The sequence below is a fragment of the Balneola sp. genome (genome assembly GCA_002694685.1).
Taxonomy (GTDB): Bacteria; Bacteroidota; Rhodothermia; order Balneolales; family Balneolaceae; genus Gracilimonas.
Window position 1 is genome coordinate 1 of record NZMW01000002.1, and the last position, 26,468, is coordinate 26,468.

At 39.2% G+C, this 26,468-nt stretch carries 17 protein-coding genes; 7 read left to right on the forward strand and 10 right to left on the reverse strand.

What is annotated here, in order from left to right; all coding sequences use genetic code 11:
• Window positions 1–23: 23 nt before the first annotated feature.
• Window positions 24–239: a hypothetical protein gene (locus CL667_03955; GenBank protein ID MAL16845.1), complete on the reverse strand. Its 216-nt coding sequence runs from the start codon at window positions 237–239 to the stop codon at window positions 24–26.
• Between the two features lie 66 nt (window positions 240–305).
• Between CL667_03955 and CL667_03960 the strand changes: the two genes are divergently transcribed.
• The 3 genes from CL667_03960 to CL667_03970 all read left to right on the forward strand — a co-directional run bounded on the left by CL667_03960 (window position 306) and on the right by CL667_03970 (window position 4,289).
• Window positions 306–548, forward strand: a complete 243-nt coding sequence (locus CL667_03960; GenBank protein ID MAL16846.1) for a hypothetical protein — start codon at window positions 306–308, stop codon at window positions 546–548.
• 390 nt (window positions 549–938) lie between these two features.
• Window positions 939–1,892, forward strand: a complete 954-nt coding sequence (locus tag CL667_03965) for a hypothetical protein (protein MAL16847.1) — start codon at window positions 939–941, stop codon at window positions 1,890–1,892.
• A 129-nt stretch (window positions 1,893–2,021) separates the two neighbouring features.
• A complete protein-coding gene (locus CL667_03970; GenBank protein MAL16848.1) occupies window positions 2,022–4,289 on the forward strand; it encodes a hypothetical protein in 2,268 nt (755 codons plus the stop codon).
• A gap of 281 nt (window positions 4,290–4,570) precedes the next feature.
• On the opposite strand, the gene CL667_03975 is transcribed toward CL667_03970, so the two are convergent.
• The 5 genes from CL667_03975 to CL667_03995 all read right to left on the reverse strand — a co-directional run bounded on the left by CL667_03975 (window position 4,571) and on the right by CL667_03995 (window position 8,934).
• Window positions 4,571–5,833 (reverse strand): hypothetical protein, encoded by a 1,263-nt coding sequence (locus CL667_03975; GenBank protein MAL16849.1) that lies wholly within the window; start codon window positions 5,831–5,833, stop codon window positions 4,571–4,573.
• Between the two features lie 35 nt (window positions 5,834–5,868).
• Window positions 5,869–6,315 carry a hypothetical protein gene (locus tag CL667_03980; protein ID MAL16850.1) on the reverse strand — a complete coding sequence of 149 codons (447 nt, stop codon included), beginning with the start codon at window positions 6,313–6,315 and terminating at the stop codon, window positions 5,869–5,871.
• 167 nt (window positions 6,316–6,482) lie between these two features.
• Window positions 6,483–6,986, reverse strand: a complete 504-nt coding sequence (locus CL667_03985; protein MAL16851.1) for a hypothetical protein — start codon at window positions 6,984–6,986, stop codon at window positions 6,483–6,485.
• A gap of 14 nt (window positions 6,987–7,000) precedes the next feature.
• Window positions 7,001–7,972: a hypothetical protein gene (locus tag CL667_03990; GenBank protein ID MAL16852.1), complete on the reverse strand. Its 972-nt coding sequence runs from the start codon at window positions 7,970–7,972 to the stop codon at window positions 7,001–7,003.
• A gap of 194 nt (window positions 7,973–8,166) precedes the next feature.
• Complete coding sequence (locus CL667_03995) at window positions 8,167–8,934, reverse strand: hypothetical protein (protein ID MAL16853.1); 768 nt, start codon at window positions 8,932–8,934, stop codon at window positions 8,167–8,169.
• A gap of 200 nt (window positions 8,935–9,134) precedes the next feature.
• Between CL667_03995 and CL667_04000 the strand changes: the two genes are divergently transcribed.
• Window positions 9,135–9,659, forward strand: a complete 525-nt coding sequence (locus CL667_04000) for a hypothetical protein (GenBank protein MAL16854.1) — start codon at window positions 9,135–9,137, stop codon at window positions 9,657–9,659.
• Window positions 9,660–9,706: 47 nt separating this feature from the next.
• Here CL667_04000 and CL667_04005 read toward each other — a convergent pair whose 3' ends face one another.
• The 3 genes from CL667_04005 to CL667_04015 form a co-directional block, all read right to left on the reverse strand.
• A complete protein-coding gene (locus tag CL667_04005; GenBank protein ID MAL16855.1) occupies window positions 9,707–12,289 on the reverse strand; it encodes a hypothetical protein in 2,583 nt (860 codons plus the stop codon).
• Between the two features lie 526 nt (window positions 12,290–12,815).
• Window positions 12,816–14,831: a hypothetical protein gene (locus CL667_04010; GenBank protein ID MAL16856.1), complete on the reverse strand. Its 2,016-nt coding sequence runs from the start codon at window positions 14,829–14,831 to the stop codon at window positions 12,816–12,818.
• A 341-nt stretch (window positions 14,832–15,172) separates the two neighbouring features.
• On the reverse strand, window positions 15,173–16,972 hold the full coding sequence (locus CL667_04015; GenBank protein MAL16857.1) for a hypothetical protein: 1,800 nt from the start codon (window positions 16,970–16,972) through the stop codon (window positions 15,173–15,175).
• Window positions 16,973–17,273: 301 nt separating this feature from the next.
• On the opposite strand from CL667_04015, the gene katG reads away from it, so the two are divergent.
• The 3 genes from katG (at window position 17,274) to CL667_04030 (ending at window position 24,257) form a co-directional block, all read left to right on the forward strand.
• Window positions 17,274–19,538, forward strand: coding sequence for a catalase/peroxidase HPI (katG, locus tag CL667_04020; GenBank protein ID MAL16858.1), 2,265 nt, complete (start codon window positions 17,274–17,276; stop codon window positions 19,536–19,538).
• Window positions 19,539–19,792: 254 nt separating this feature from the next.
• Entirely contained in the window at window positions 19,793–21,355 is a 1,563-nt protein-coding gene (locus tag CL667_04025) for a hypothetical protein (protein MAL16859.1), read from the forward strand.
• Window positions 21,356–21,365: 10 nt separating this feature from the next.
• Window positions 21,366–24,257, forward strand: coding sequence for a hypothetical protein (locus CL667_04030; GenBank protein ID MAL16860.1), 2,892 nt, complete (start codon window positions 21,366–21,368; stop codon window positions 24,255–24,257).
• 48 nt (window positions 24,258–24,305) lie between these two features.
• Here the strand turns inward: CL667_04030 and CL667_04035 are convergent, their stop codons facing one another.
• The gene (locus CL667_04035; protein MAL16861.1) at window positions 24,306–26,399 is read right to left on the reverse strand and encodes a hypothetical protein; all 2,094 of its coding nucleotides are present in this window, start codon (window positions 26,397–26,399) and stop codon (window positions 24,306–24,308) included.
• Window positions 26,400–26,468 lie beyond the last annotated feature (69 nt).

Sequence of the window (26,468 nt, forward strand, 5' to 3'; positions counted from 1 at the left end):
TAGTATAGTAACTAAGTAATGTTTCATCTTCGCTCTACCCAAGTTGATCCACAATGGTCGCATTTATAAGAATACTTCCCTTTATTTGATTGCTGCAGTTGCCCCATCCCCTCATTACATTTGAGGCAATCGCTAGTTTTTAGCTTTTGTTTCCTTTCATCTCCTATGCTGCCGGCAGCCCATAATCCATAAATGACTATTCCTCCAGCTACAATATAGTACCACATAATGGTCTCCATTTTATTTATTAATTAACCACCCTATAGTATGTTGTAATTAGGGTCATTGTCAAGCCATAATTGGCAATGCCAACAGACGAGCAAATATCCAGAGCAATCGCCCAAACGCTAAAGCATTTCAGGGCTGAAAAAAACTTATCTCAGATTGCACTTGCCGAGGAAAGTGGTGTTCATAGGACAATGGTAGAAAAGATAGAATCACTGAAGCGTAGGCCAACTATGCATACTATTTACCGGTTATGTCATGCAATGAATGTGTCTGTTGGAGATTTCTCCTCTAAGGTTGATGAGTTTATAGGTAGAGAATAAATAGACTCAGTTATTAAACATCAACAGTGCTAAAGTGATGTAATTTTTGATTTTAGTAGATTAGAATTAATTTAGTATTACTAATTCTTCTGGCCTACCTACATTTCAAAAAATTATTTATAGTTAGTTTAGCACTCTAGCACTCTAGCACTTTTCTAATTCACAGTACAATTATGTGGTTTTTAAACTTTTTTTGTAAGGAGTTACTTTGAAATCGCTCTTACCTACTGACACCTTTAGTAATAATTACTCCATGCAGCTAACCAATTCACATAATAATATTAGTAATCGATTATAGATTTTATGCGTAATTAAATTAATTTGTAACATTTAAGTCGTATGAGTATCCTGTATATGTTGCATTCGAAATTTTTCCTATAGAGAGACTGAATGAAAAAATTTTTACTTGTTACTATTCTTGTTGCTTTTCTACTCCTTCAAGGCTGTGATTTGCTTGATGACAACAACCCCAAGCCTGAGATCCCTGGTAAAATTGTCTTTTCTACCAACGAAAAGACCAAAGAACCTCAAGTGTTCAAAATGAATACCGATGGATCTGATTTAAAAAACCTCACCAATTTTGGGAAGTATTCAGCCTTTGACCCATCATGGAGTCCGGATGGGGCTAAAATCGTATTTACTACCACAAAAAAAGGAGCGGTGAGTTCTGATGCTATATTTATTATGAATGCTGATGGGTCCAATAAAAGACCTATGAAAAAAATTTCTAGTGATTTAGTCTACCTTGGAGGAAACCCAGTATGGAGTCCCAATGGATCTAAAATAGCTTTTGAAGATTGTGTAGCCTGTAGCGGTGGTGGTATAAATTATGAGATTTTTGTATATGATTTTGAAACCGACTCTGTAACGAGAATCACCAATAACTACTGGAAAGACAGACACCCATCATGGAGTCCGGATGGTTCAAAGTTGGCTTTCTCTACCGAAGTAGCATATGTTGATTCAGGGTTATCCGGTTTCAAACAAGATATTTATACTTTGGACCTGGAAAGCAGGGCGCTCGAAAGAATTACGGAATCAGGAAATGCGACAGATCCAAACTGGAGCCCTGATGGTAGATTTATTACTTATCAAACAGCTGTGGGTGGTGTGCAAGCTTATCTGTACGATTATGAAACGAACGGCCATAAGTTACTTTTACCTGACTTTAAAACGTCAGGAGACGTGCAATGGAGTAATGATGGATCATTGATGCTTATTCAAGCATCGAAATATGAAAGGGCTACTGATCAAAGTAGATTTTATAAATTCACAGAAGGAAAGTACGAACTAATTCATATTGAACTTAAACCTGCTCGAGGAACCTTCAAATGGTTTAACTAAAAAAATACCCCCCAAGACATCCATCGCTCCGACTAAAGAATGAAGGGTAATCCTGAAGGGGTTTGGTGTATCTGTAGTTCATTACAGAACTACGGAACACCTCAATAATAACCAAAAATGAGGTAAACAATGAAATATCTAATCATAATATCAACCATCACCTTAGCACTTATTTTCAGTGCATATAGCGTAAATGGTCAAGAAATAACTGAAAACAAGAAAGCTGCCTGGACTCAGTTCAAAGCTGAAGAGGGTACTGAATGGGAGGTTCGATGGAATAAACATGGAGAAGCACCCAGATCACTTTTTGCCGGTAAAAGTGTACGATTCCAAGGTACCCCAGAGGCAATAGCAAGACAGTTTCTTGCTAAACATAAGGAGTTATTCTCATTTGAGAATGATTTAAAAACTCTTAAATACCGAGAAACTAAATCCCGCAAAGGAACAAGCACGGTAATTCTTGACCAAGTGTATAAAGGTTTACCTGTTTATGGTGCAGAGTATAGAGTTCATATACTTTCTGATGGCAGTATCAATCTTGTAACTGGACATTACTATCCTAATATATCATTATCTAAATCTACAAGTATTAGTGAAATTGAAGCGAGTACCATTGCAGTAGAACATCTGGCAGAAGAATCCAACGCCTTAGAATCCTCAAACGAAGAGCTGGTCGTTTTCGTGAAAGATGAACATACGTTCCATTTGTCTTATAAATTTGATGTTCACTCCAACAACAAAAGAATATTCTGGAATGTCTTTGTAGATGCTAAATCAGGAGAAGTTTTAAAAGCTAATAACCTTAATGTTGGAATGGGTGGGGCAGAACCGCCAAATCTGCAAAGAAAATTATCTCCAAAATTCAATGGCAATCAAAAAGAAAATGCTAATAAAGCCTCTTTAGCAACTGGTCTCGGTAATGTTTTTGCGACACATCCGGGTTTAAACTCTAATCTAACTTCCGGATACCTTTGGAATTTAAACAGCCCTACAAAACTTAATGGTACTTATCTTAAAGTTGGATATTTTGACGACCAATTTAAAGATATAGGTGCAAGTTATTACTTTAATTATTCCGAAACTGATGATGAGTTAGATGAAGTTATGGCTTACCATCATTCTGAAAACTTCAGAAGAAATTATATTAGTAACATCGATTCTGATGTGGCAAATCAGATGCCAAAAACTGTAATTAATGTTCGTGCTGGTTCATGTAGCGCTTTTTATTATCCTGGTCCCAAGAAAATAACACTTGGTACAAATGGTTACGTTGATAATGATAATTGTAATAAAGCTTCTCGTGAGGATAAAGTTATAATGCATGAATACATGCACGCTGTAACACACAAACTTAATGGGTCATTAGTTAACATTAGTTCAGATACAGAGAGAGCTTTGATAGAAGGTTTAGCTGATTATTTCCCTGGCTCATATACTGATAGACCTGAACTTGGTGATTACATGTTTGCCAATCATGATTCTGACTATAGAGGAAGAAGGGAAATGGATGATCCAGATTATGATGTTTTTGGAGATATAGAGTATGACGTAAATGGTGATTTCGAAGAAGTTTATATTGTCGGAGAGTTTTTCTCATCTATCTTATGGGACATCCGTAGTGATGCTTCTAATAGTGACGACATCGATGAAGTGATTTTCTATTCAATTGAAACAGTTAATAATGACCCTGACTTTTTAGATTTCAGGAATGTCATGATTGCTAAAGACCAAGCAATGAATAGTGGAGCAAATTGGAAAATGATACAAAATCGATTTGCAGATAAAGGGGTTGGAATGCATGCTCCCTTAGATGTTGATATAACTGGCCCCTCATCAATTACTTCAGGTGTAAATGCTACGTGGACTGCAAGTTCTTCAGATGGGCAATCTCCTCTACAATATGAATGGAAAAAGATACCCTTTGGTGGAGGAAGTGGAACAGTTGTTGGTACTGGTTCTTCGTATACAGGTACAAATACAAGTGATTTCTACATTCAGGCTACAATCACAGATTCAAGAACTCATGAGGGTTATTTGAAGAACTATATTACAGTTACAGGTGGTGGCTGCCAACCAGGATTTCCTTGCAAACCAATAGCTCCGGGAACAGAACAACCGGAAAGTTTTAGCTTAGAGCAAAACTACCCGAATCCATTTAACCCTTCAACTGAAATTACCTATGCACTACCTGAAGCAGCAGAGGTTGTCTTGAAGGTATATAATATCATGGGGCAGGAAGTAGCAACACTTATTAATAATAACATGAGTGCTGGCTTCCATAGCATAACCTTTGATGCTAATACCCTGCCAAGTGGTGTTTACATAGCCCGAATGGATGCAGTTGGGCAATCAGGAACAACATTTACCAAAGAGCTAAAAATGCAGCTCATTAAGTAAACCTAAAGCTGTCTCATATTATAAAGCCCGCTTGGTTTTCCAAGCGGGCTTTTTTAATGTAGGAGATTTATGCGCTTTAGCCTTAGGATTAGTGCTTAAGTGATAAAGAAGTTGGTTAATTATATTCACTATCTGTTGTGATATTCACGATATCTCGTACTAGTAGATTTGAATATCGAAAGCTACAACACTTCAGCACTACCCTTCCTCTGTCCCTTTCTTTTTTGCCTTAGTGTATTCTCCGAAAAGAGTAAACAGGGTGATTAGGTATTATAATTCTATTAAACAAGCTTTTTTGTTTTACCAGTCAATCCTTTTTTTCTATTAATTAACTCTTCTAAAGCTCTCTGATCAATTATTTCAACCTCAGTCGAATCCTTAAGCTCCAACATTTTCTCCCAATCATCTTGGCCGTTTATATTATGCTTTGGAAATATCACTAGGTTTGTATGTCCCTTATCTATTGAGCTTGGATATATTGTGGCATCAATTTTCTTATCATCATCAATTAGTAGTACCTGAGCAAAAAACTCAGATACTATCTGAGAGGGTACATAATCGATGTGTTCTCTTCCATCCTTTGTAACGGGAGTTGATATTGCTTCTACAAATGACTTAAGAAATATCAGTGCATTAAGTTTAGAGCTTTTATCATTTTCAAATATTGATGGCAATGGCGGTAAATCGGTTAAATCAACTACAATCATTGGTTCTCTTAATTCAAATTTACCTACCACATAAGTAGATGGAGTAGTGTCATTCATTTCAAGAATTGCAGTCGTTTCATTATTCGAAAAGTAACCATAGCTAATACCAGCCGGGTTCATTCTGCCTGCTGTTGCTAGATTTCGAGGTGGAGGGCCAATATCAGTGAATTTTGATAGGTCATAATCACCTTCCTTCTTTCTTACTCTATAAAAAGTTGTATTAGCTGGTAATTCTTTCCAAAGAGATAACTCGACTATTATTTCACCAATCCTATTTAAAACTTGCTTAGGTGTATATGTCGGTCTATAGGTTACATCGTTATCCTTCTCTTGTTTTTTCTGAAAAATAAAATACCTGCTTATATGCTTTGCACTTTCAGTAAAATTACTCCATGAATAACTTAGAACTTCATGTTCATGCTCCCCAAGCCAAGAACCATCTACTGCGGGAACCCACGCATCATTTGTAAATGAGTTGCAAATATCGTCCATTAGCTCCTCATCAACAGATAATCCAAGTGTCAGAAGTGCCTCGTAAGTATCAGTAATTCTATCCTCCATTACCCATGCTCCCGAATCACGTGGCAAGCCAGCTTCTCCCGGTTCTCCAAAATAATTAAACATAGCGCCTGCAATACTTGGCATAACATCTGCAAGGGCAGCTACCATGGCACCTTCAATTCTGTTATCACAATATGAACAATATTCACTTGTTGCTTTTTCTCCTACAACTTTACTTAGAAATTCATCCTCTATACAACTTTCGCACACAAAAGTATCTGGCTCATTCCAACCACGCTCCATACTTTCTATCCAATTTTGCTTCACAAATCCCATATCAATCTATTGTTTTGTATCGTTATAGAACTATTTTAGTTATTTATTACTTCAGCAATAAATTGTAAGTCATCTTCATCAAAATAGCCCCACTCTCCTGTTACCATTTGTTTCGAAAATTTCTTTTTGGCAATTACCTTCTCATATTTTTCAGATATAAAATCAATCACTTCTTGAAAAGAATTAAGTTTAATGAGCTCTTCTTCATTATACCTAAGTGACCCATCTCCTTTCATTTTAGATACGAAGGGATTAGTATACTTGTCTGGAATTGATAGGACATATTCATCAAGATCCTCACACCTTTGTAGTATTATGTTGAATTCGTATTCTGAATCTTTAATCTCAGTTAATAATTCTTGAATAGTTAGATCAATTTCGACTCCTAAAACAAATGGTATAGTTAATCCATATCCTTTTGGTTTACGCTCTTGGCACCAAGTAACAATTAGCTTATACCAAGTTGGTTTAATTTTTGACATGAATCGTATTATGATTTAAAACTGAGCTTAATTCAAAAACTCTATTAAAATTGATTTAGTCAACTCGGAAGTTATTAAAAGGCACTATAGTCTTCATTATTTAATAATCAGACTTCGAAAGTTCTACACTTAATCTAAAAGAGAAGGCAAGCCTCCTCCCTTGAAGCCTAAGCTCCATTTAATGCATACTCCTCTGGCTGCTTATAGTCGGGCCGGTTAATTACCCGCTCATAATTTCCAGATGGAATTAGTGCATCTTTCACAACTCTACCACTGCCGTCTTTAAAAGGAAGTAGAGATTCGATATTAGCATACGTCCGGTCTTCCGTTTCATTATGGACAACCAGAATATTACAGCTTATCCCAATATGCGCCTCCAGATCTATCCCTTCCAGTAACTCCTGTGAACGAAACTTCTTTCCAAGGAGCCGTTCCAGGTCTTTGCGAAGATTACTCTTATCATGCAAGCTCCATGTGTAGCGCTTGGCAAGAATAAACGGCTTGTCATCCTCATCTTTCTGCTGAGTCTCAAGGACAAGCGATAGGCGATGTTTTTTTCCCCACGGGCTTTCTTGCTCGCCCAGATCAACAGCGTCGACGAGTACGGCTGGGTGTAATCCCTCCGGACAGAGAGGGTATTCGGATGGGTCTTCTTTTACGATAAGTGGCATGTTAGCCTCCTTTATTATTTGACGGTGAACCGTCGGGTTGTGGTTGATTTTGTGTACTGGCGATAGAGCTTGGGGCGCGCCTCCCGGAATGATTTCGTGTCGAGCCGGTTCTGGCTCGAACTTTTCCAACTGATTAGGTCTTTGCCAGCCAGCACCATACGTTCGGCGTCGCCAAGGCGAACCTTCAGTTTGGTTTTTAGGTCTTCTTCCATAGCCTCAAGATCCGACTTACGCTCACGAACCTTTACCAGTTCCTGGTAGAGGCTATAGCCCGCAGGGGTGACTTCCATGGTTTTTCCATCCGAGGAGTCTGGGTATAGGATGAGGGCGTCTTCCCCGTTTATTGGATCGGGCCGCTTACCGCCAACCATGTGAGTCTGCCACCATTGGATAAGGGTATTCATGTTATTAATGATGAGATCATCATCGCGTTCGATTATAACCGGATCATGGAACCGGCAAGTGTCTCGTTCGTAAGCCAAAATTATCCCGATATCATATCCTGTGATACCCAGATAATGTTGGACCTGAAGTATCCAACTTTTTGGAGACTCGCCATCCAGAGCTTTCAGGCGATGGCTTGTGGTCGTTTTAAGCTCGAGTACTGCTGTAGATTCCAGCTTGTCGCCGGCTAAGACCTGACGGTCGATGTTAGCACGCAGGAAGTCATGTTCAGAGTGGACAAAGGTTTTATTCACCTGCCGGGTTTTAAAGCCCGTCACGTCCTCAAAATGCATGGCCAGTATGGACTCGAAGAAATGGCCGAATTTTAGGATGGGGGTATTTTCAATGGGAGGCAACAAGCCTTGCTTGCGCATCCAAAGTTGCAGGGGCGTTGAGTAGGGATTCTCCCCAAGGATCGTCCCGACGTCACTGCCTCCGAGATATTGCGACCGCTCTGACACCCATTGTTCGGATGGGAGCTCTGATTCTAATGATTTCATAAGGGTAGGGTTTAAAGGTTCGTAGTTATAAAAAAAGCCCACTGAGTTATTCAGCAGGCTTATTGTGGTTTTGGTTTTCTTCGTCCTCCGGTTTGGGAATTTTTCCAAGCAGGAGCACACGCAGGGTTTGCTTAACAAACTCTGCGGCGGCTTCTATAAAGTCGTTAGTTACACTCATTGCTTTTTACCTCCGGTGATAATGATGATCACAATCTTGATGATCAGTTTAGGTAGGCTCATAGGGCGAATACTTTAGATACGTTATCCTGGTATCGCGCTTGAACATGAGGGTCCATATCGTGGGAGATCCGATTCGTTAAGCGATTCAGTAGTACCCATTGGGATATGCGTCCTATCTCCTCCTGATCAATAGCTTCTTGAGCTAGTCGCTTGGAGATTTTCTCTGAGACATGCTCTACCAACTGTTCATCTACCCGGAGTACTTCTAAGCGGTTGATACGCTCTTGTATCTCTGGGAAGAAAGACCTCGCCTCGGCAAGCTTCTCACTTAGGTCATCAAAGGAGAATCCCTTCGTATGACGAGAATAGTACTTACTAAGTACCGTTCCGAAAATCATTCCATTGGAACAGATTGCACGGATGGCTCCAAAGTAAAAACGCACTCCCTCCGATTGGTCATAGGAGTTATGAATGAAGGCAGATAAGGCAATGTCAGATTCTTTATCCCGAAGTTTAAGATCCGGGAAGGTTATCTGAAGCCTCATCCGTTCATTACTTACAAACGAATGGGAAGGATCGATCTTGAAGGAATGACCACAGGTTGCTAACTGCCTCAGTAGCTGGTCAATCAGGTTAGAGTTCGTCACGATTTTATAGGAATCGCGAACGATGCTGATAACCTCATTGGTATCCTCACGGACAATAGCTTTGTAGCCGTTGGACAGAAAGGTTTCCTGGTTATCCAGATCTATTAGTGGCGTCGTTGAGTTATCAACAGCAACCGTACGCTCGGTTACGGGGAATAAAAAGGGTTGAAGGTTCATGGGTATAAGAATTATAGATTTAAAGAGCGTTATTGCTCATTATTCTTATACCTCATTTTTTTTAAAAGCGGGTATGAGCGTGTGACACTTTGGTTTTTTGGCCTGACACTTTGCTCACATTATATGTCATTTTCCCTTTAATGAGATACTGGCAATATCTTTGATAAGACTACCATAGCTTGTTCATTAACCAAACGATCATGAATAAAAATACACCTAAGCTAGAAATAAACGTATGTTTTAGAAGTCAGAATCATTATGATTTAGAAAGACTTGATAATGAGTACATCCATTTTTCGGATCTTGGTACTCATCTCATTATGCCCACAATCATCGGCAAGGATAAACATAACCTTAAATCACTCTACAAGCATAACTGCACCAACTTTGGAGTTCATGAATCCGATGAAATATTGGCGATGTATAGCATCTATGACCTTCATCCAAAAAACTTAGTTACTCACTTAATATTATTTGATTATTTAGGTTTCGATGAAAAGGAAATAGTGTATCTATACCATTTGGTATACGATTATGATCAGGATTTATATGTAACGATTTTAGAGGATAACTATGGGAGTTATCAAACTCGCAGTTTTAAGCTTGCCCAACAAAATAAGTCTTCAGGACAAATCCCCTCATTTATTTCATCCAACCCAAAAAACGCAGCAGGGAAATACTATTATAATTTTCTTACTGATCCTACCCTTAAAATCTTAATCTAAAGAGCTACAAAAAAATTATAAAAGAAAAGGGGCCGAAGCCCCTCATCCTATAAATCACTCTTCCTTTTTGTAAACCAAATGAATGTATTCCCATTTGATTCACGTTCCTGTATTTTCCAACCTTTATAGGAAGCATAAAGCTCTAAAGAACGCTTGAATGTGCGGATCTGATTTTCACCCATTCCTCCGGGATCATGCATTGAATACGATGGAAAGGATTCTCCATTTTTATTCTTCGGCTTCTTCATTCCTGGATAATTTTCTATCCCAACCTCAGAATGACCTCTAAATAACTCTCGCTGTTCGTATTCAAGTTCTAGTTCAAGATACAGCTCTGCCCAGTTAAAGAATTGTAGCGATGTCTCATTGATAGCTTTACGCTTTTCATAATTCACTGAGGCTTCAACCAATCCATCTTTCAGGAATAATTGTATGCATTGGATCATAAATGCGTCAAATCTGGCCCATTCTTTTTCATCCCAGTCATCGAAGAGCATATGACCGAAATAATCGACCGGATTCTTCTGTGAATCAAAGAATGAAGCAAATTCAACGATGAATTGCCGGCGCTTGTGACTTTCACCAGAACCCGATAAGGGATCATTGGTCGTAAGTATAAATTTCGGAGCTTGTTCGAAAGGTACACTAAATCTATTCTTATGCAGCCTCCGTATAGGCATATTTCCAGTAATAACTGTAAACAGATCTTCAAAGATAAATTTTTCGCCGACATCGTCAATCAGGATTAACCTATAATATTCCTGAAAATCATTGAACATGAATTTATCTTTGCTGTTGAGTGATTTTCCACTCATCTCATGCAGTGGTCGTAAATGCCCAATTGCTTTAGCAATGAGGGTCTTTCCGGTTCCTCCATTGGAAGTGTTAGCCATTCCAATTTCTTGATCGGTAAAGATTATAGCTTTCGAATTGGCTTTATTTTTATATCGGTGAAGTAAATAGCCAATGGCTGACATTAAGCTGGCCTTCCTGTCTGAATTTTCGCCCGTAACAAGCTCACAAAAGACTTCGAACTCAGACTTTTCTGAATTTACCTCTACTGGGGCGAGACGTTCCGCTTGGTCTTGTTCCCAAATTAAGCCATCCAGATCCTCGTATGATATATCTTGAACAGAGTCCTTAGTAACCCTAATACATTTATCCTTAAAGAATAAATAACAATCATTGCGTTGATCCTGATGAAGCCCTAAGTCTTCTTTTTTGGGCGCATTCGTAAGTAACTGCCCCATATTAGTAGTAATTAGGCTGCTCATTACCTTCACCCTCGTATCACGGTCTAAAACTTCATCGGGAATATTCTGAATCATTTCATTAACGAAGTCTGTAAGCTGTGATTCATTAATCGGTACAATCACATTGTCCTTTACCATATAATTACGGTCTTCATCGGCAATGTACCGCTTAAATAATCCACGCTCTTGGAGCTTTTCCAATAGCAATGATTTCTCAATAGCTCCTTTCGTGTTCCAGATCACCTCATCAGTAGTTAGAAGTGAATCTTTTCCCTTAACTTTTACCACTTCAGCACTTTCTAATAAATTGGGGAATGCTGGTGACTTAGTTCGATACAAATCAGCAATATCCTTTGCCTTGCCCTCAGATAAGTCATGAATGTTTATTTTTTTTAACTCAACATTTGGCTCAATAACCTTTTTTACTTCGACAGAAAATGCCTCAGCAATAGATTTTGCTTCTTCCGTATCCTGATCGAATACTACGATTACTGTATCGTATTTTTGAGCTAGTTCTTTTATGATTTGAGCCTGATTGTGAGACAATGAAGGTTTTTCTCCCCCACATACACTAATTACATCACATTCCGGGCTGAATTCCTGCCATGCAAGCATGCACTCCCTTGGAGATTTAGTAATTAAAAGTGTGGTACTGTCTGTGTCCGGGATATGTTCAACACCAAAGAATGAGTCATTTGGCGAACTTCCAGACATCTGGATTACCTGTTTTTCGTTTTCCTCATTCCGGCTATAAAGTTCTACTCCAGTAGGGTATATCATGGCCAGATCCAACTGCCCATGCTTAGTCAGGAACTTACAGCCAAATTTATCTAACGTATTTCGGGTCAATCCGTCGTATTCCTCTATAGTATCAAAAAAAGGTGCATTGGAGTGCAGATCTAAATCATCCAGTGCCTTCAGGTTTATATCTGATCTTTCGTTAGCAATTTTTTTGATTGAATCGGCATTTGTATCAATCAGCTGTGAGTTTTCTTTTTTTAATTGCTGGATACTAATTCCTGATTTTCTCTTTCTATCAGTCCTATCTCTGTTAAGAACCATATCCAAAAAGTCTGCAACTGCCTTATCCGATTCGGTTCCGTTTATGCGCTTTATCAGATCAATTATACTTCCTTTTTCATCTGTAGTACGATCAATGAAAGCTCCGCTTTCGAGGTTGATACTAAATGAAGGATTTTTTTCTTCCCTAAGGGGTGAGAGAATATCAATCCAGTTATTTCTTGGTTTTACTTTGGTATTGATACCCAAAGCTTTGAGTACCGCAATTATTTCAAAGCGGTCTAATTTTTTGTTTGATTTGTTTTGCATGAAGAATGTCTCCATTAAAACGATAGGCTGGTAATCAATAGCATACACAGTATCCTACCTAATTTATTTTTTCCCATAATAATTCTGTCTCGGCAAACACTATTGTCGAATTATTTGGATATAAATCAGGTGGATCACTTACAGATAATCATGGATCGTCCTGTGTAATGCTTTCTTAATAGAAAGGCATATGCCGAAGCTTTGAAGTTAACACTGTTAAGTACTATTATCAATGGGCACAATAAAAATATTTTTTTACCTTTCTACACAAAACTGAAACCCTAAACCATAGTAACTACTATCGTATTGCTATCCGGGAAATTGAAAAGATGAGAAAACAGGGGTTTAGAAGAGCTGGGAGCTGATTATTGGCTTAGCTGCTCTCGACCCCCAGCCGAGCGCTCTACCTAGCTGAGCCACGCCCCGATTTAATAGAATAATAAGATAAGCCGATTTGTGGCAGGCATCAATCTTAATTTTGCCTTTTCCGGGCACTGTCTACAAATTAATATCTGGATTCAATGGCAATTATTCTGATTTTATGGAAATAATTTTAATACTACCAGATTCATAGCTATTGGTGTTCTGACTCATTCAACCAGTCATCGATTTTAGAAAATGGGAAAGGTACGCCTTCAGTCTGTATTATTTTTTCACCTATTCTCCATGAAGCTTCAATAGCGAGATGAGATCTATCTCTATATACCGGTAGTCCCTGCTCATCGTATGCATTGCAAGTACCAGTTGGACAAATATATTTATTAAAATCATAGTACTCAATGTGTATGGAAGAATCAGCAAATTGTTTCAAGGTCTCATTAATCTTTATTACGTTATCGGATATTGTATATGGTTGATTTTCACAATTTAACCATGGCAGTCTTATTGCTTTTTTGTAGCAATTACGATCATAACTTTCCAAATAAGGGGCTTTACCTAGTAATATCACTTTCTTTTTTCTTTGAACTAGACTATTCAGTGTGGCTTTAAGATCTACTATAAAATTAGTGGATATTTGCTGATATGTTGACCAACTTGCTGACATTATCAGCACATCATAGTCAGTTATATGTCTATTTAGTATTGGCTTAGATCTTATGCAATTTGGTTGAACTAGATAAGGTAGATCAGAAAGAGTAGGTGGACAGCTGCCAATAGCAATATTTCTGAAAGTAAATTTTGCTACTTGAGCAAATGAACCAATCATACCAATATAATGGGTGGAATTAGAATCACCCCAGAGCATGACTTTTGACACTTCGTTACCATTATTACCTAATACACATCTAGGATCTATGAGATCCATATTACCAATTGGATTAGGCATACAAACGTATTCAAAGCTAGCAGGATGTTTCATCTCCATACTTTCATCTACTACTTCCGATAAAAATAGATCTCTATCGTTTCGAAGCCCATATCCATTAGTCATTATTGAAAACAAGACGATCGTTGATATTAATGTGGATGGGATTAAGTATTGGTTAGTAACGACTTTGTGAAATCCATTTTCAGAACGCCTGAAAGGAACCTCAATATAAGTGTATGAAAAATATGACAGTATGAATGTAGACATTAAAACTATAAGGGCATCAATTAAAGTAATTGAAGAATAGAAATACCTATAAAAGGCCAATATTAACCAGTGCCATAAATAAGCCGAATATGAAAGCTTACCAATCCATACAAAAATTGGTAATGATAGTAATTGCTTGACAGTATTTGATCTTTGGTGGCCTAAGAAGATTAGTAACCCCGTACTGAATGTAGGTGGAATTGCTATTAACCCTGGAAACGTCTGATCTTTGGATATGAAAAAGAAACTAGAGCAGATAATTGCAAAACAAATTGTTGAAAGAGCGGTGTTGACATAACGACCCAAAAACGCACGTATCATTTTATATTGAAAAACTATGTAGGCAGTTACTGCACCAATAAGTAATTCCCCAATTCTAGAAGGAAGCATGTAGTATGTAAAAGATCGGTCTATCTCATACGCAAATTCACCAAATAAGAAAGATAGAGAAGCGATACTGCAAACTATAGGTAAAAAAAGACGCCCTTTATCCTTTTTGAGTATCAAGATGAGTAATAAGGGCCATAATATATAAAATTGTTCCTCCACTCCGAGTGACCATAAATGCAGGAATGGCTGTTCTTCACTAGGTGTTGCGAAATAGCTCGTATCTTCGCTAAACCAAAAATAAACATTAGCGAAAGAAATGATTGCCCAAAATGCTGAAATTGCTGTATTTTTTGCATCTATTGGTAGAAGAAAAAGTTGTGAGAAGACCAACCCTACAAAAATTATGAAGAGCAATAAGGGCATTATTCGTTTTACCCGCCTTCTGTAAAAATCTAATAACGAGAATGTATTATTCTCGAAATTTCGTATGATTTGTAGAGATATCAGGTAACCCGAGATGACAAAGAAAATATCAACTCCTACGAAGCCTCCTGGTAGAAGAGTATCATTAATGTGAAATATTATGACAGATAGAACTGCTATGGCACGAAGTCCATCAATATCTGGACGATAGTCAATATTATTATTGGTGGTGATAATAGTCTGAGATTTATTGGGGATTATGTGTCATGAATTTTAGACTAGTGCGTCTATTCAAACATTCTTAAATATTGCGCTACACTCTGAGTAAATTGCCTAGCATAAGTTGCATAATGTAGTATGTATTTATGACTATAGGAGCTAAAAAATTTAAAGAAAACTATCTTTTAAATCACCGATTTAAGGTGACTTATCTCTATTTAATATTTAGAAGGAAAGGTTTTCAGTGGTTAAATGGCCAAAAATCCGAAAACTAATCTAAAAGTAAGAAAGTAGTAGTACCCTGGTAAAAGTTTTCCACAAAGAATTTTAGTAATAATACACCACTTCGCCACTGGCGTGACGAAGCAGCGCTGTAGTCGATTCTATTTAATCAACATCAACTTCTTAGTACTCACAAACTCGCCAGCTTGAATGCGGTAAATATAGACTCCACTTGAAAGGAGGGAAGCATCAAAGCTTGTTATATGCAAACCGGCTGATTGCTTGCCATTCACCAAGGTAGCTACTCTTTGCCCCATCATATTATAAACTGATAACTCGACTAGCTCAGCTTGAGGCAAGCTATAACTTATCTGTGTAGTGGGGTTAAATGGGTTTGGATAGTTTTGGTTCAATCTGAATTCATTGGGTAACCCATCATCATTATCTACACTTGTAGGTACTTCTCTGTACAGGTAGAGGTTGTCTATGAAAACAACGTCCATATTGGATGTTAGAATAAACTGTGCAAGGTCGTCTCTGGTTTGAGGAGAATTTGTCCAACTCGAAAAAGGGACGTCAATAGATACCCAGGTTTGAGATTCAATAGCCGGATTTGTACCTGAGTTTATTGGTAATTCGAAGGCAGAAACCTCGCCATCACTACCTCCCCACTGAGAGAATTTTGAGTTAAATACTCTCCCATCCAAATCAATGCTTGAAGTCCAGAAATCAAGGTGAAAGTGGGTCATTTGAGATGCATCTTGTTTGTTACCTGAAAAGTCAATCCCCAGAAAGTTGGTGAAATCAATTTTTAAGACTGAATCTCCTTCAATCACAACATCTTCAATTGATGAATCGTCAAACACAGCGGAATAGGCATTTACACCAATATTTGAATAAGCATCACTATATATAGAAATAACATCATCAACATTTCTGGAAGGCGGAGTTGTGGCCGGCTCCAATGGAGTGGCTACTGCAAAAGTAACGGTATAAGTATTTGTTTCAGTTTCATCTTCGGAGACTACCTCAACAGTTGCGTCTCCGGGAATTCCTGTAGCTTGAGTAATTGTGACCGTAGCATTCTCATTTGTTGGAGTTGCCAACGTTATTTGGGGAGCAGTAATAGTTCCCTCATCTACGCCATAGGTGTAATTTTTTACTTCAGTGCTAAATCGAGGAATGGTTTTACCATCCACTTGTAAATCTTCTAATGCAGCGTCAGATGGGGTGATTGCTGCAGTTTTCCAGAGATATATATTGTCAACAAAAACGGTACCTAAATTGGATGTAATTATTAATTGAGCAAGATTACTTCTTAGATCAGGTCGGTTAACCCAGCTATCGAGAGGTACATCTAAAGATACCCAAACTCCACCTGGTCCTAAAGGAGGATCTGTTCCGTCATTGATATTCAATTCTAATACGGATGACTCACTATCTCCCTCACCGAAGTCAACCAGCTTAGAGTTAAAAACTAATCCGTCTTTATCCGGACGTGTAAACCAAAAATCCATATGGAAATTAGTCATCTCGGAGGCGTCTTGCTTGTTACTGGAAAAATCGATTCCCAGAAAGTTGGTAAAATCTATCTCCAGAGTATTATTTCCCGCTATTAATACCTCTTCTAATGTTGAATCATCAAATTCTGCAGATAATGAATCTAAGTTAATGTCGGTATAGGCATCACTATAGATAGATATAACATCTTGTGGCTGTCTTGAAGGAGGTGTTGGCGCTGCTTCAGATGGAGTAATTACGGTATATGAAAGTAAATTTTCAGGCACCTCAGCTTCTGGAGTAGTGAAAGAGGTGTCAGTCGATATGACTTCGTTACTTTGACCATTTTGAATGGCAGCGGAAAGATTTGCTGTGGCAGCAGGTACTGACTGAGCCAATCCGTTAGAATAAGGTAAAACAAGAAATAGAATGAGTAAGAGAAGGGATCTGTATAAGTTCATGCCTGGAATATTACAGTTAAAATGAAGTGTAAGTTCTGCAGTGGAGTCAGCAGGCGCAGATCAAAAACTTCATTTCGCAAGAAGGTCCCCTGAGGCTAGCCGAACGGTATCGTACACTAATAGAGTACAAATATGAAGGTCTGAAACCTAATTTTTAAAAAGTCCTCAAAAAACAGGCTCTCTCAGTTCATGTTTTAGGGTAACAGTTTAATACGATCATAATCATTATCTATTAATATGAATAGTAGGATTTGGTACTTTACTTGGGAAATAAAGCAACCACTAAGGAATAGATAAAAGTATGGCAGATAAGAAAAACGGAAGCTCAGGGAATAAAGCGAATACGTATAAAGCAAACGATGATCACGGAACTGGTGATATCGGTAAGTGTCCATTTCATAATGGAGAAAAGGTAAATAGTGCAGGAAGTGGGACCAAGAACAGAGAATGGTGGCCCAATAAATTGAATTTGAATATCCTGCGTCAGCACTCCTCGTTGACAAATCCGATGGATGAGGATTTTGATTATGCTGAAGAATTTAAAAAGCTCGATTTAGCCGCTGTTAAAGGAGATCTCACTGATCTGATGACCGACTCACAAGACTGGTGGCCTGCCGACTTTGGTCATTACGGTCCATTCATGATTCGTATGGCATGGCACAGTGCCGGTACCTATCGTGTGGTTGACGGCCGCGGTGGCGGTGGAGCCGGAACGCAGCGTTTTGCTCCCTTAAACAGCTGGCCTGATAATGTGAACTTGGATAAAGCTCGCCTATTACTTTGGCCAATTAAGCAGAAATACGGCAACAAACTTTCTTGGGCTGATCTTATGATTTTGGCCGGAAACGTTGCTCTTGAATCTATGGGTTTCGAGACCTTTGGTTTTGCAGGTGGACGTGCTGACGTCTGGGAGCCGGAAGAAGATATTTATTGGGGTTCTGAAGGTGAATGGTTAGGAAATCAGCGTCACAATGATGACGGTGAACTTGAAGAGCCTCTCGGTGCCGATCATATGGGTCTTATTTATGTAAATCCGGAAGGACCTAATGGCGAGCCTGATCCTAAAAAATCAGCTTATTTTATTCGTCAGACTTTTGCCCGAATGGCAATGAATGATGAAGAAACTGTAGCTCTCATTGCCGGTGGTCACACCTTTGGTAAAGTTCATGGTGCTGCACCTGAATCTAACCTAGAATCAGAACCAGAAGCAGCGCCTATGGAACAAATGGGTCTGGGTTGGAAGAGTAACCATGGTACCGGAAAAGGAGCTGATACAATTACCAGTGGCCTTGAAGGAACCTGGACACAGAAGCCAACAGAATGGAGTATGCTCTATTTAGAGAATCTATTCAATTATGAGTGGGAACTTGAGAAAAGTCCAGCTGGTGCATGGCAATGGAAGCCAAAAGATGGCGCCGGCGCAGGAACGGTACCTGATGCTCATGATCCGGAGAAAAAACATCAGCCATTTATGCTGACAACCGATCTCGCTCTTAGAGAAGATCCTGATTACGAAAAAATTTCACGCCGATTCCTGGAAAATCCAGATGAATTTGCAGATGCCTTTGCGCGTGCCTGGTATAAGCTGACGCACCGTGATATGGGGCCGAAGTCACTCTTGTTAGGGCCTGAAGTTCCTGAAGAAGAGCTGCTATGGCAGGATCCAATTCCTGAAGTAACTCATGAAATCATCAATGATGATGACATTGCAGAGCTGAAAGGAAAAATTAAAGACTCCGGACTTTCGGTTTCTGAATTAACATCTACAGCATGGGCTTCAGCGTCCACATTCAGAGGATCAGACAAAAGAGGCGGGGCTAATGGTGCACGGATTCGTTTTGCTCCTCAAAATGAATGGGAAGTAAACAAGCCGGATCAACTCTCTAAAGTGCTTGATGTTTTTGAGGGTATTAAGTCTGAATTTGATGAAGCACAATCAGGCGACAAGCAAGTTTCTGTAGCTGACCTAATTGTACTTGGCGGAGTTGTGGGAATTGAGCAAGCTGCCAAAAATGCTGGTCACGATGTGGATGTTCCATTCACGCCCGGAAGAGCAGATGCTAAAGAAGAAGAAACAGATGTTGAGTCATTTGCATGGTTAGAACCACCTGCAGATGGATTCCGCAACTACTTCAAGCCAAAACACAGCACTACTGCCGAAGAAATGCTGGTAGATCGATCGCAGTTGCTAACGCTTTCTGCACCCGAAATGACGGTGCTATTAGGCGGTATGCGCGTGCTGGATACCAACTATGATGATTCAAATCATGGAGTATTTACAGACAATCCCGGAAGCTTGACTAACGATTTCTTTAAGAATGTGTTAGATCTCGGCACTACCTGGAAAGCAACTTCAGATGAACAAGACCTCTTTGAAGGGCGCGACCGTAATTCCAACGAACTAAAATGGACAGGAACTCGTGCAGACCTGATCTTTGGTTCAAATTCAGAATTACGAGCACTTGCTGAAGTCTATGGAAGTGAAGATTCTGAAGAGAAGTTCGTTAAGGATTTCATTAAAGCTTGGAATAAGGTGATGAACTTAGATCGTTTTGATCTGAAGTAATCGTCTTAACACTTATTAGTTATTAGAAAAGGCAGCCTTTTAACAGGCTGCCTTTTTTTTATGAATACATTTCTAAAATGGCATATTGTATTATTAGTGCGGTCATCGATAAAACATTTCCTTCATTTAATGTTGCTTAGTTTATCAAAAACTGATATTTAATTATAAAATGCTTTGGCAGTTTTCAAACTGTCTGGCTATTTTATATTTGTTAGGGTATTTGCAGGGAAATTTTTGGGTACAAATTAAGCTTTATGAAAAAATATCGGGGTAAACTCAGAGTACTCCCTATTTTAGGGATTCTAATTACTTTTCCACTAATAAATGTGTTTTCACAAACACCAGAGTGGGTTTCAACATATGGGACCAATACACCTTATTCAGGGGAATCACATATTACCGGTTTTGGAATGTCAACCGTTTCTGAGGAGGCAACAGCAGAAGAGGTGCTGGCAATAGCTGAAGCTAATTCAAGATCTGATTTAATTCAAAAGATTACCGTTGATGTTAGCTCACTATCTCAAATCTTTGAAGAAGAAACGAACGGCAATTATAGCAGCCAGACTATGTTTGCGACTGAGAGCTCATCTAATCTCAGTATATATGGTTTAAGCAGAGAGAACTATGTTGATGGAAATAGGGTGTATGTACTAACAAGTGTAAGCAGAGAGAATCTGTTTGGGCAGTACGTATCGAACAGAAAAGAACTGCTAAGCCAGTTTACAAGTAGTGTAGAAAATGGGAAGGCCAGCCTTGAAAACGGGAATAAAGAACTTGCGTTATCGCAATTTATAGAAGCGAAGCCATTGTATGCTGAACTGATTAAAGCATGGATGATAACGCGGTCATTAGAAAGTTCAGTCACGGAAGGAAAAGAAAGGTCTTGGTCTCCGGATAACATCCGCGCCGATATGGAATATGTGGATCGACAGATTAATGAACTTACAAATCGGAAAGTAAACTCTTTGGATGATGCTGTTTGGGTGATGGTAAATAATTTCGGTAGCGAATCGGAAAAAAACCACAGCTTGAATATGGGGTCTATTACATTTGAAGATTCTGGGATCAGCAGCGTATTCGCCAATTTTCTGAGGCAGAATTTATTACAGGAATTAGGGGCTAAAACAAGCTGGAATATTGTTGAAGCGAACGCTCAGCTTAAACAAGATCCTACACACATTCTAACAGGGACTTTTTGGAATGCAGGCAATAATGTAGATGTGTTGCTTGATGTCCGTGAAATCAAAACGGGAACTGTAATTGCTTCTTCGAACGCCTCTATCAGTCAATCAATAGTTGAAGAAAGTGGCCTTCAGTTAATTCCGGATAATTATGAAAACGCGGTTAAAGATTTAGAAGCACTCAAAGAAAATAAGGGAGATTCCAGGGGACTTAAGCTCGAAGTGTGGACTACAAAAGGCAGTGATCAATTAGTTTATGAAGAGGGAGAGCTGATGGAAGTATCGCTACAGGTAAACATTCCAAGCTATATCAGAATCCTATATCATTTAAATGATGGGACCAGAGTTTTGCTTACTGATAGCCACTTTATTAATGAAAGAGCAGTTAACAAAAGCTACACCTTGCCCTATCAGTTTGAATGCGTTGCCCCTTTTGGGGTAGAAATGATGCAGGTTATAGCACAAACAGAACCTTTTGAGAGGTTGCAAACAAAAATGGTAGATGGGATTCCTTATCTGGCGGAAGATTTAGAAGAGTTTTTAAGCAACACACGGGGATTTAAAATAAAGAAACAAGAAGCTCAGCAGGCTGAAGAAGTGTTGACAATTACAACCATGCCTAAGCTGGTAAATTAAGTATAAACTTATGAATTTTTTGAACACACTAAGAAAGTCAGTACTGCTAATTGGGGGTATGTTAGTAGCTCAGTCATTAATGGCACAGTCTCAACAAAAGCCAATATTAAGGCTAAACACCGAGATGCATATGTCCAGTATCGTTAGCATAGATACCGATGCTGAAGGGCGCTATATGCTAACCGGCGCGAGTGACAAAACTGCTAAACTTTGGGATGCAGCCTCAGGTCATTTTTTAAAAACCTTTCGAATCCCAATTGGTGATGGCCAAGAAGGGATGATTTATGCGAGTGCAATTTCTCCGGATGGCAGTAAAGTAGCCATCGCCGGGAACACAGGCTGGAGCTGGTATGGGGAAACATCCATATATATTTATGATGTTGAGAGTGCTGAAATGGTTGAGCGTATTGGTGGTCTCACTAATTTGGTACTGGACGTAGAATTCTCACAGGACGGGAAATACCTTGCAGCATCTCTTGCCGGACCCAATGGGGTATTTGTATATGATGCCAATAATTATCAGTTAGTATCTTCTTTATTAGACCACAATGACAGTTCTTACAATGTTGAATTCGATCAAGAAAACCGATTGGCAACGGTTTCTTATGATGGATATGTACGGATTTATAATTCTTCATTTGAATTGGAAGCAGAGGAAATGCCTACGGGAGGGCAACTTCCTTTTTCACTTTCATTTTCACCGGATGGACAGAAACTGGCTGTTGGCTATAATCAATCACCTGTGATTCAGGTACTGAACGGAAAAACGTTAGCGCCTCTCTATGAACCCGACATCACAAAGGCAAATACACAGACTGATCGCTTATTTAATCTGGCTTTCTCAAAGGATGGGCAATCACTGTATGCAGGAGGAGTTTATCAGAGTGTTTATGATGGAAAGTGGAAGCAGGTGATGCGTAAGTGGAGTAACGGAGGACAGGGCAGTTACGTAGATATTCCCGTTGGCTCCAATACGATTATGGATGTAAAAGCACACCCGAAAGGCGGAGTTGTTTTTGCGGGAAGTGCACCTGAATTTGGTACAGTCAATGCGGATGATGAGCTGGGTATTTATCATAAAGGAGAAATTAATAGTTATAGAGCTCCAGATAATTCCCACTTCAAATTAAATGAAACGGGAGATGAAGTTGGTTTTACTCCATTTCGCGGGGAACCTCTGACATTTTCTGTGTTAAATAAAAGTCTTATTCCAGATGAGTCTGGCAGCCCAAGTTATAGTGCTTCAGCTACAGGGGTAAAAATTGAAAATTGGGAAACCTCTGAGATGGTATCTGTAAACGGTCAACTCTTGCAAATTTTTGAGCAGTATGAGCGAACTTATAGTGTGGATGTACTCAATGAAAATGCAGTAGTTCTGGGCGCAGATTGGAATATATACAGTGTTGACAACTCAGGTAATAAAAAATGGAATACTTCCATTCAAAGCCCTGCTTTTGCGATCAAGATTGCAGGAAATGGAAAGATGGTAGTTGCGGCACATGGAGATGGAACCATTCGGTGGTATAGAATGGAAGACGGTGAGCCATTGCTGTCGCTATTTGTACATCCTGACAATAAAAGATGGATTACATGGACCCCCGGAGGCTACTATGATGCATCACCGGGAGCTGAAGAGTTGATCGGTTGGTATATGAATAACGGGCTGAACGATGCGGCCAGCTTTTACCCAATAGATCGGTTTTTTGAAACGTATTATCGTCCGGATTTAATAAAAGAAGTGATACTAAGAAATGAGACGGATGACTTGATTACTGAGGCAGCCGGTTTTGAAACGTATAGAGAGTTTGAACAACCGCCATTGGTGGAATTTGTTTCACCGGAAGCCGGAACAAAGCTTTCACGAGAACAGGTAACGATAAAAGCCAAAGTCACTGACCAGGGTGGAGGGATAGATGAGGTACGGCTCTACCATAATGGGAAATTAGTGAATTCTGATACCCGTGGGTTTAAAATAGCCGGCGGAGATAACATCACTGAAAAAGAATTCAATGTTGCTTTGCTTCCGGGGACAAACAGTTTCAGACTCACAGCCTTTAACTCCGAAAGAATCGAATCTAACCCGGTAGAATTGGAGCTGGACTATTCGGGGGCGGTAGCTACTTCAGATTTATATGTCCTAGCCATAGGTGTTAATGAGTATAAGAATGCGTCCATGAATTTAAATTATGGAAAACCGGATGCGGAGTCTTTTGTAGAAACCGTTCAGCAGAAAGGATCATCCATTTTTAAATCTATAAACGTAACTACGCTTTATGATGGAAAAGCTAACAAAAAGAACGTGGAGAAAGCTTTTCAGGAAATTATTAAAAAGGCTAAACCTGAAGATGCTTTTCTATTCTTTTATGCCGGTCATGGGGTTATGAGCGAACCGATGGAAGGCAAAGAAGAAGATTTCTATATGGCTTTGCATGATGTAGTAAGACTATATGGTGATAATGAAGGGCTTGAAAAAAATGGGATCTCAGCTGATCAGATCACCGGACTTTCCAAACAAATAAAGGCACGAAAACAAATGATTGTACTGGACGCGTGCCAAAGTGGTGGAGCCGTGGAGACCTTCAGTATGCGTGGGGCAACCGAACAAAAAGCGATTCTGCAATTAGCCAGAAGCGCAGGTTTAGTGGTAATGGCCTCAACGGGAACCGAACAATATGCAACGGAATTTCAAGCCTTGGGGCATGGAGTTTTTACCTATGCACTCTTGCAAGGAATGCAGGGAGGTGCCGATGGAGGTCTTAAAGACGGTAAGATCACCGTTAAGGAATTGGACGCTTTTATTAACGACCAGGTTCCGGTTCTTACGCAAAAGCACAAGGGTCAGGCTCAATACCCAAATAGTTATTCAAGAGGGCAAGACTTCCCTATTGTGATAGTTAACTGATTTGAGATTAAAGTTCATTATCTCAAACGACTTTCATGCTAATCAAAACTAAAACAGGTTGATTTGATGAAGTAGGATAGCCGTTCTCAAAATTGAGATCTCAATAACTCTGGTTTCAATTTTGTCACCGGTAAATTCTATTTCGTACGGACCTTCGAGAAGTTGATAGTCAAAACGGCGTCTTCGTTGAAATTCATCAACCAACACATTGCCGCCTTCATCAGTAATCTTTATGTTGAAATTATTGACGTTGGTTTTAAACCGTACTTTTCCTTCGAAGGCAAATTCTTCAGCAAAAGCGAGTTCCGTAGTATCTGGTGCTGGGGGTTCTATTTCACCAGCTTCTATAGCCCGTTCAACTTCTTCAACTTCTTCCTGCTCCTGACGAGACATAATCCGAACAGTCATAACATTCAGTCTTTGTAAGTAAAGAGGCTGGGTACTTGAAAAATCATCAATAACAGAAGTACCCCGAATGCTCAGGTCTGTTGTAATTCTCTGCATTCCTTGCTCCCAATCTGTTTTAAAGGGGATGCGAATATTGGTACTGTCAATTATCTCGATGAAATTGGCAAGCAATTCAAGATTTGTGAAGGTAAAGGTTTGATTAGCGATCCATTCATTGGCGATTTCAGAATTGATCAGGCTGATGTCATTTGTTTCCAATTCAATCTGTAGCAGCCCCTGATCCTTTGGCATAGACTTAGTGAGGCTGAGATTACTGTTATCAACCCGAGTTCTAACATCAGTAAGCTGAGCTTCAAGCCTGCGTGGTTTGGGGGCAACTTCGGCACTAACTTCAGTAAAATTGATTTCCACTGTCATAACATTTAAGCGCTTTAAGACAAGAGCTTGGTCACTTCGAAAACTGTCAATTACAGGAGTCCCCAAAAATTTAAGTTCGGTTGAAACCTCAGGCAATCCATCGTATGGTTCAACTTTAAAGGGAATGCGGATGTTTTTGTCGTCAATGATTTCAATGAAATCAGTAAGGAGTTCGAGATTTGAAAGTGATAACTTCTCCTCATGAATCCACTGCCTTATTTTGTCGGTATTGGCAAGATCAAGTTTGTTGGTTTCTAACTCAATTTGAAGCAAGCCTTGGTTCTCAGGCATAGATTTGGTTAAGCTCAAATTGCTGTTATCAACCCTTGTGCGAACTTCGGTGAGCCGAGCCTCAAGCCGGGTTGTTTTTGGAGCAGCAATTTCACCAAAAGGATTGGCATCTGTTTTCGGATTTTGCCAGGTTCGGTTCACAAGTTTTGGTGATCCCGATTCAAAATCCCATATCATAAAGATGTAGCCTGTATCAGCATAAGAAGGAGTTTGGTAATACTGCTTGGCGTTATAGCCAAAAGAGTTCGGGTAATCCGGGTGGCGTAGAATTTTTTCATCTTCATACTTGATCCCCACGGTATTGTAGGAAGTTAAAACACGCTCTTCTAAGCGTGTCATATACTCCTCATAGGTATACCGATCATAATCTACCAAGCCATCACTTTCTCTAATGGATCCGGCAATTATGGCTGATTCTACTGTAAATAAATTTCTTACGGCTTCAACATCTTTGTCTTCGAAAGCTTTTATATAGGACTCAACTGCAGATTTAACTATGGCTGATTCTTCCTCATCAGCCAAAGAGGATCGCCTGACAATACGATCTATATTTTGATGCTTATCAATAATTATAGCATCAATTAGCTCACCTTCTTCAGAAAAAGTGAACTTTAATTCCTCATAAGAAAACTCATTCCCATCAATTGGCTTAAGGTAGATTCTGGGAACTTCATAGGTATTATTCTGGGTAGTAATTACATAGGTATTAATCTCCTGAAGGTTAGAGATGAATTGATTTTCTTCAACCAAAGCTTTTAAAGCAGCTTGTCCTTCACTGTTTTGAAACTCATCAACTTGGTCGTTGGTGAATTTGTTTATCGAGACCAGTAGTGTTTGAATAGTTTGCTCCAACTGCTCATTAAATTCCGGTGGCTGTCCGGATGTAATATTAATGACCGGTTCAGTTTCAACATTTTGACCTATCAATTGCTGGTTTGATATCAACAGAAGAAAGAAAGTGAAACCGAATACTTTACGTGAAAAATTATATACCCTACTTTTATATAAACGAAATATTAAATGCATAACCCTACGTATTTATTTTATTGTCCCCGTTAATTGTAGCTAAATTTCTACCCAAGCTCACAGCATAGC

Bases quoted from the DNA above. Each gene is read 5' to 3' on its own strand.
- CL667_03955 (MAL16845.1), bottom strand. From the start codon at position 239: ATGGAGACCATTATGTGGTACTATATTGTAGCTGGAGGAATAGTCATT.
- CL667_03960 (MAL16846.1), top strand. From the start codon at position 306: ATGCCAACAGACGAGCAAATATCCAGAGCAATCGCCCAAACGCTAAAG.
- CL667_03965 (MAL16847.1), top strand. From the start codon at position 939: ATGAAAAAATTTTTACTTGTTACTATTCTTGTTGCTTTTCTACTCCTT.
- CL667_03970 (MAL16848.1), top strand. From the start codon at position 2,022: ATGAAATATCTAATCATAATATCAACCATCACCTTAGCACTTATTTTC.
- CL667_03975 (MAL16849.1), bottom strand. From the start codon at position 5,833: ATGGGATTTGTGAAGCAAAATTGGATAGAAAGTATGGAGCGTGGTTGG.
- CL667_03980 (MAL16850.1), bottom strand. From the start codon at position 6,315: ATGTCAAAAATTAAACCAACTTGGTATAAGCTAATTGTTACTTGGTGC.
- CL667_03985 (MAL16851.1), bottom strand. From the start codon at position 6,986: ATGCCACTTATCGTAAAAGAAGACCCATCCGAATACCCTCTCTGTCCG.
- CL667_03995 (MAL16853.1), bottom strand. From the start codon at position 8,934: ATGAACCTTCAACCCTTTTTATTCCCCGTAACCGAGCGTACGGTTGCT.
- CL667_04000 (MAL16854.1), top strand. From the start codon at position 9,135: ATGAATAAAAATACACCTAAGCTAGAAATAAACGTATGTTTTAGAAGT.
- CL667_04015 (MAL16857.1), bottom strand. From the start codon at position 16,972: ATGAACTTATACAGATCCCTTCTCTTACTCATTCTATTTCTTGTTTTA.
- katG (MAL16858.1), top strand. From the start codon at position 17,274: ATGGCAGATAAGAAAAACGGAAGCTCAGGGAATAAAGCGAATACGTAT.
- CL667_04025 (MAL16859.1), top strand. From the start codon at position 19,793: ATGAAAAAATATCGGGGTAAACTCAGAGTACTCCCTATTTTAGGGATT.
- CL667_04030 (MAL16860.1), top strand. From the start codon at position 21,366: ATGAATTTTTTGAACACACTAAGAAAGTCAGTACTGCTAATTGGGGGT.
- CL667_04035 (MAL16861.1), bottom strand. From the start codon at position 26,399: ATGCATTTAATATTTCGTTTATATAAAAGTAGGGTATATAATTTTTCA.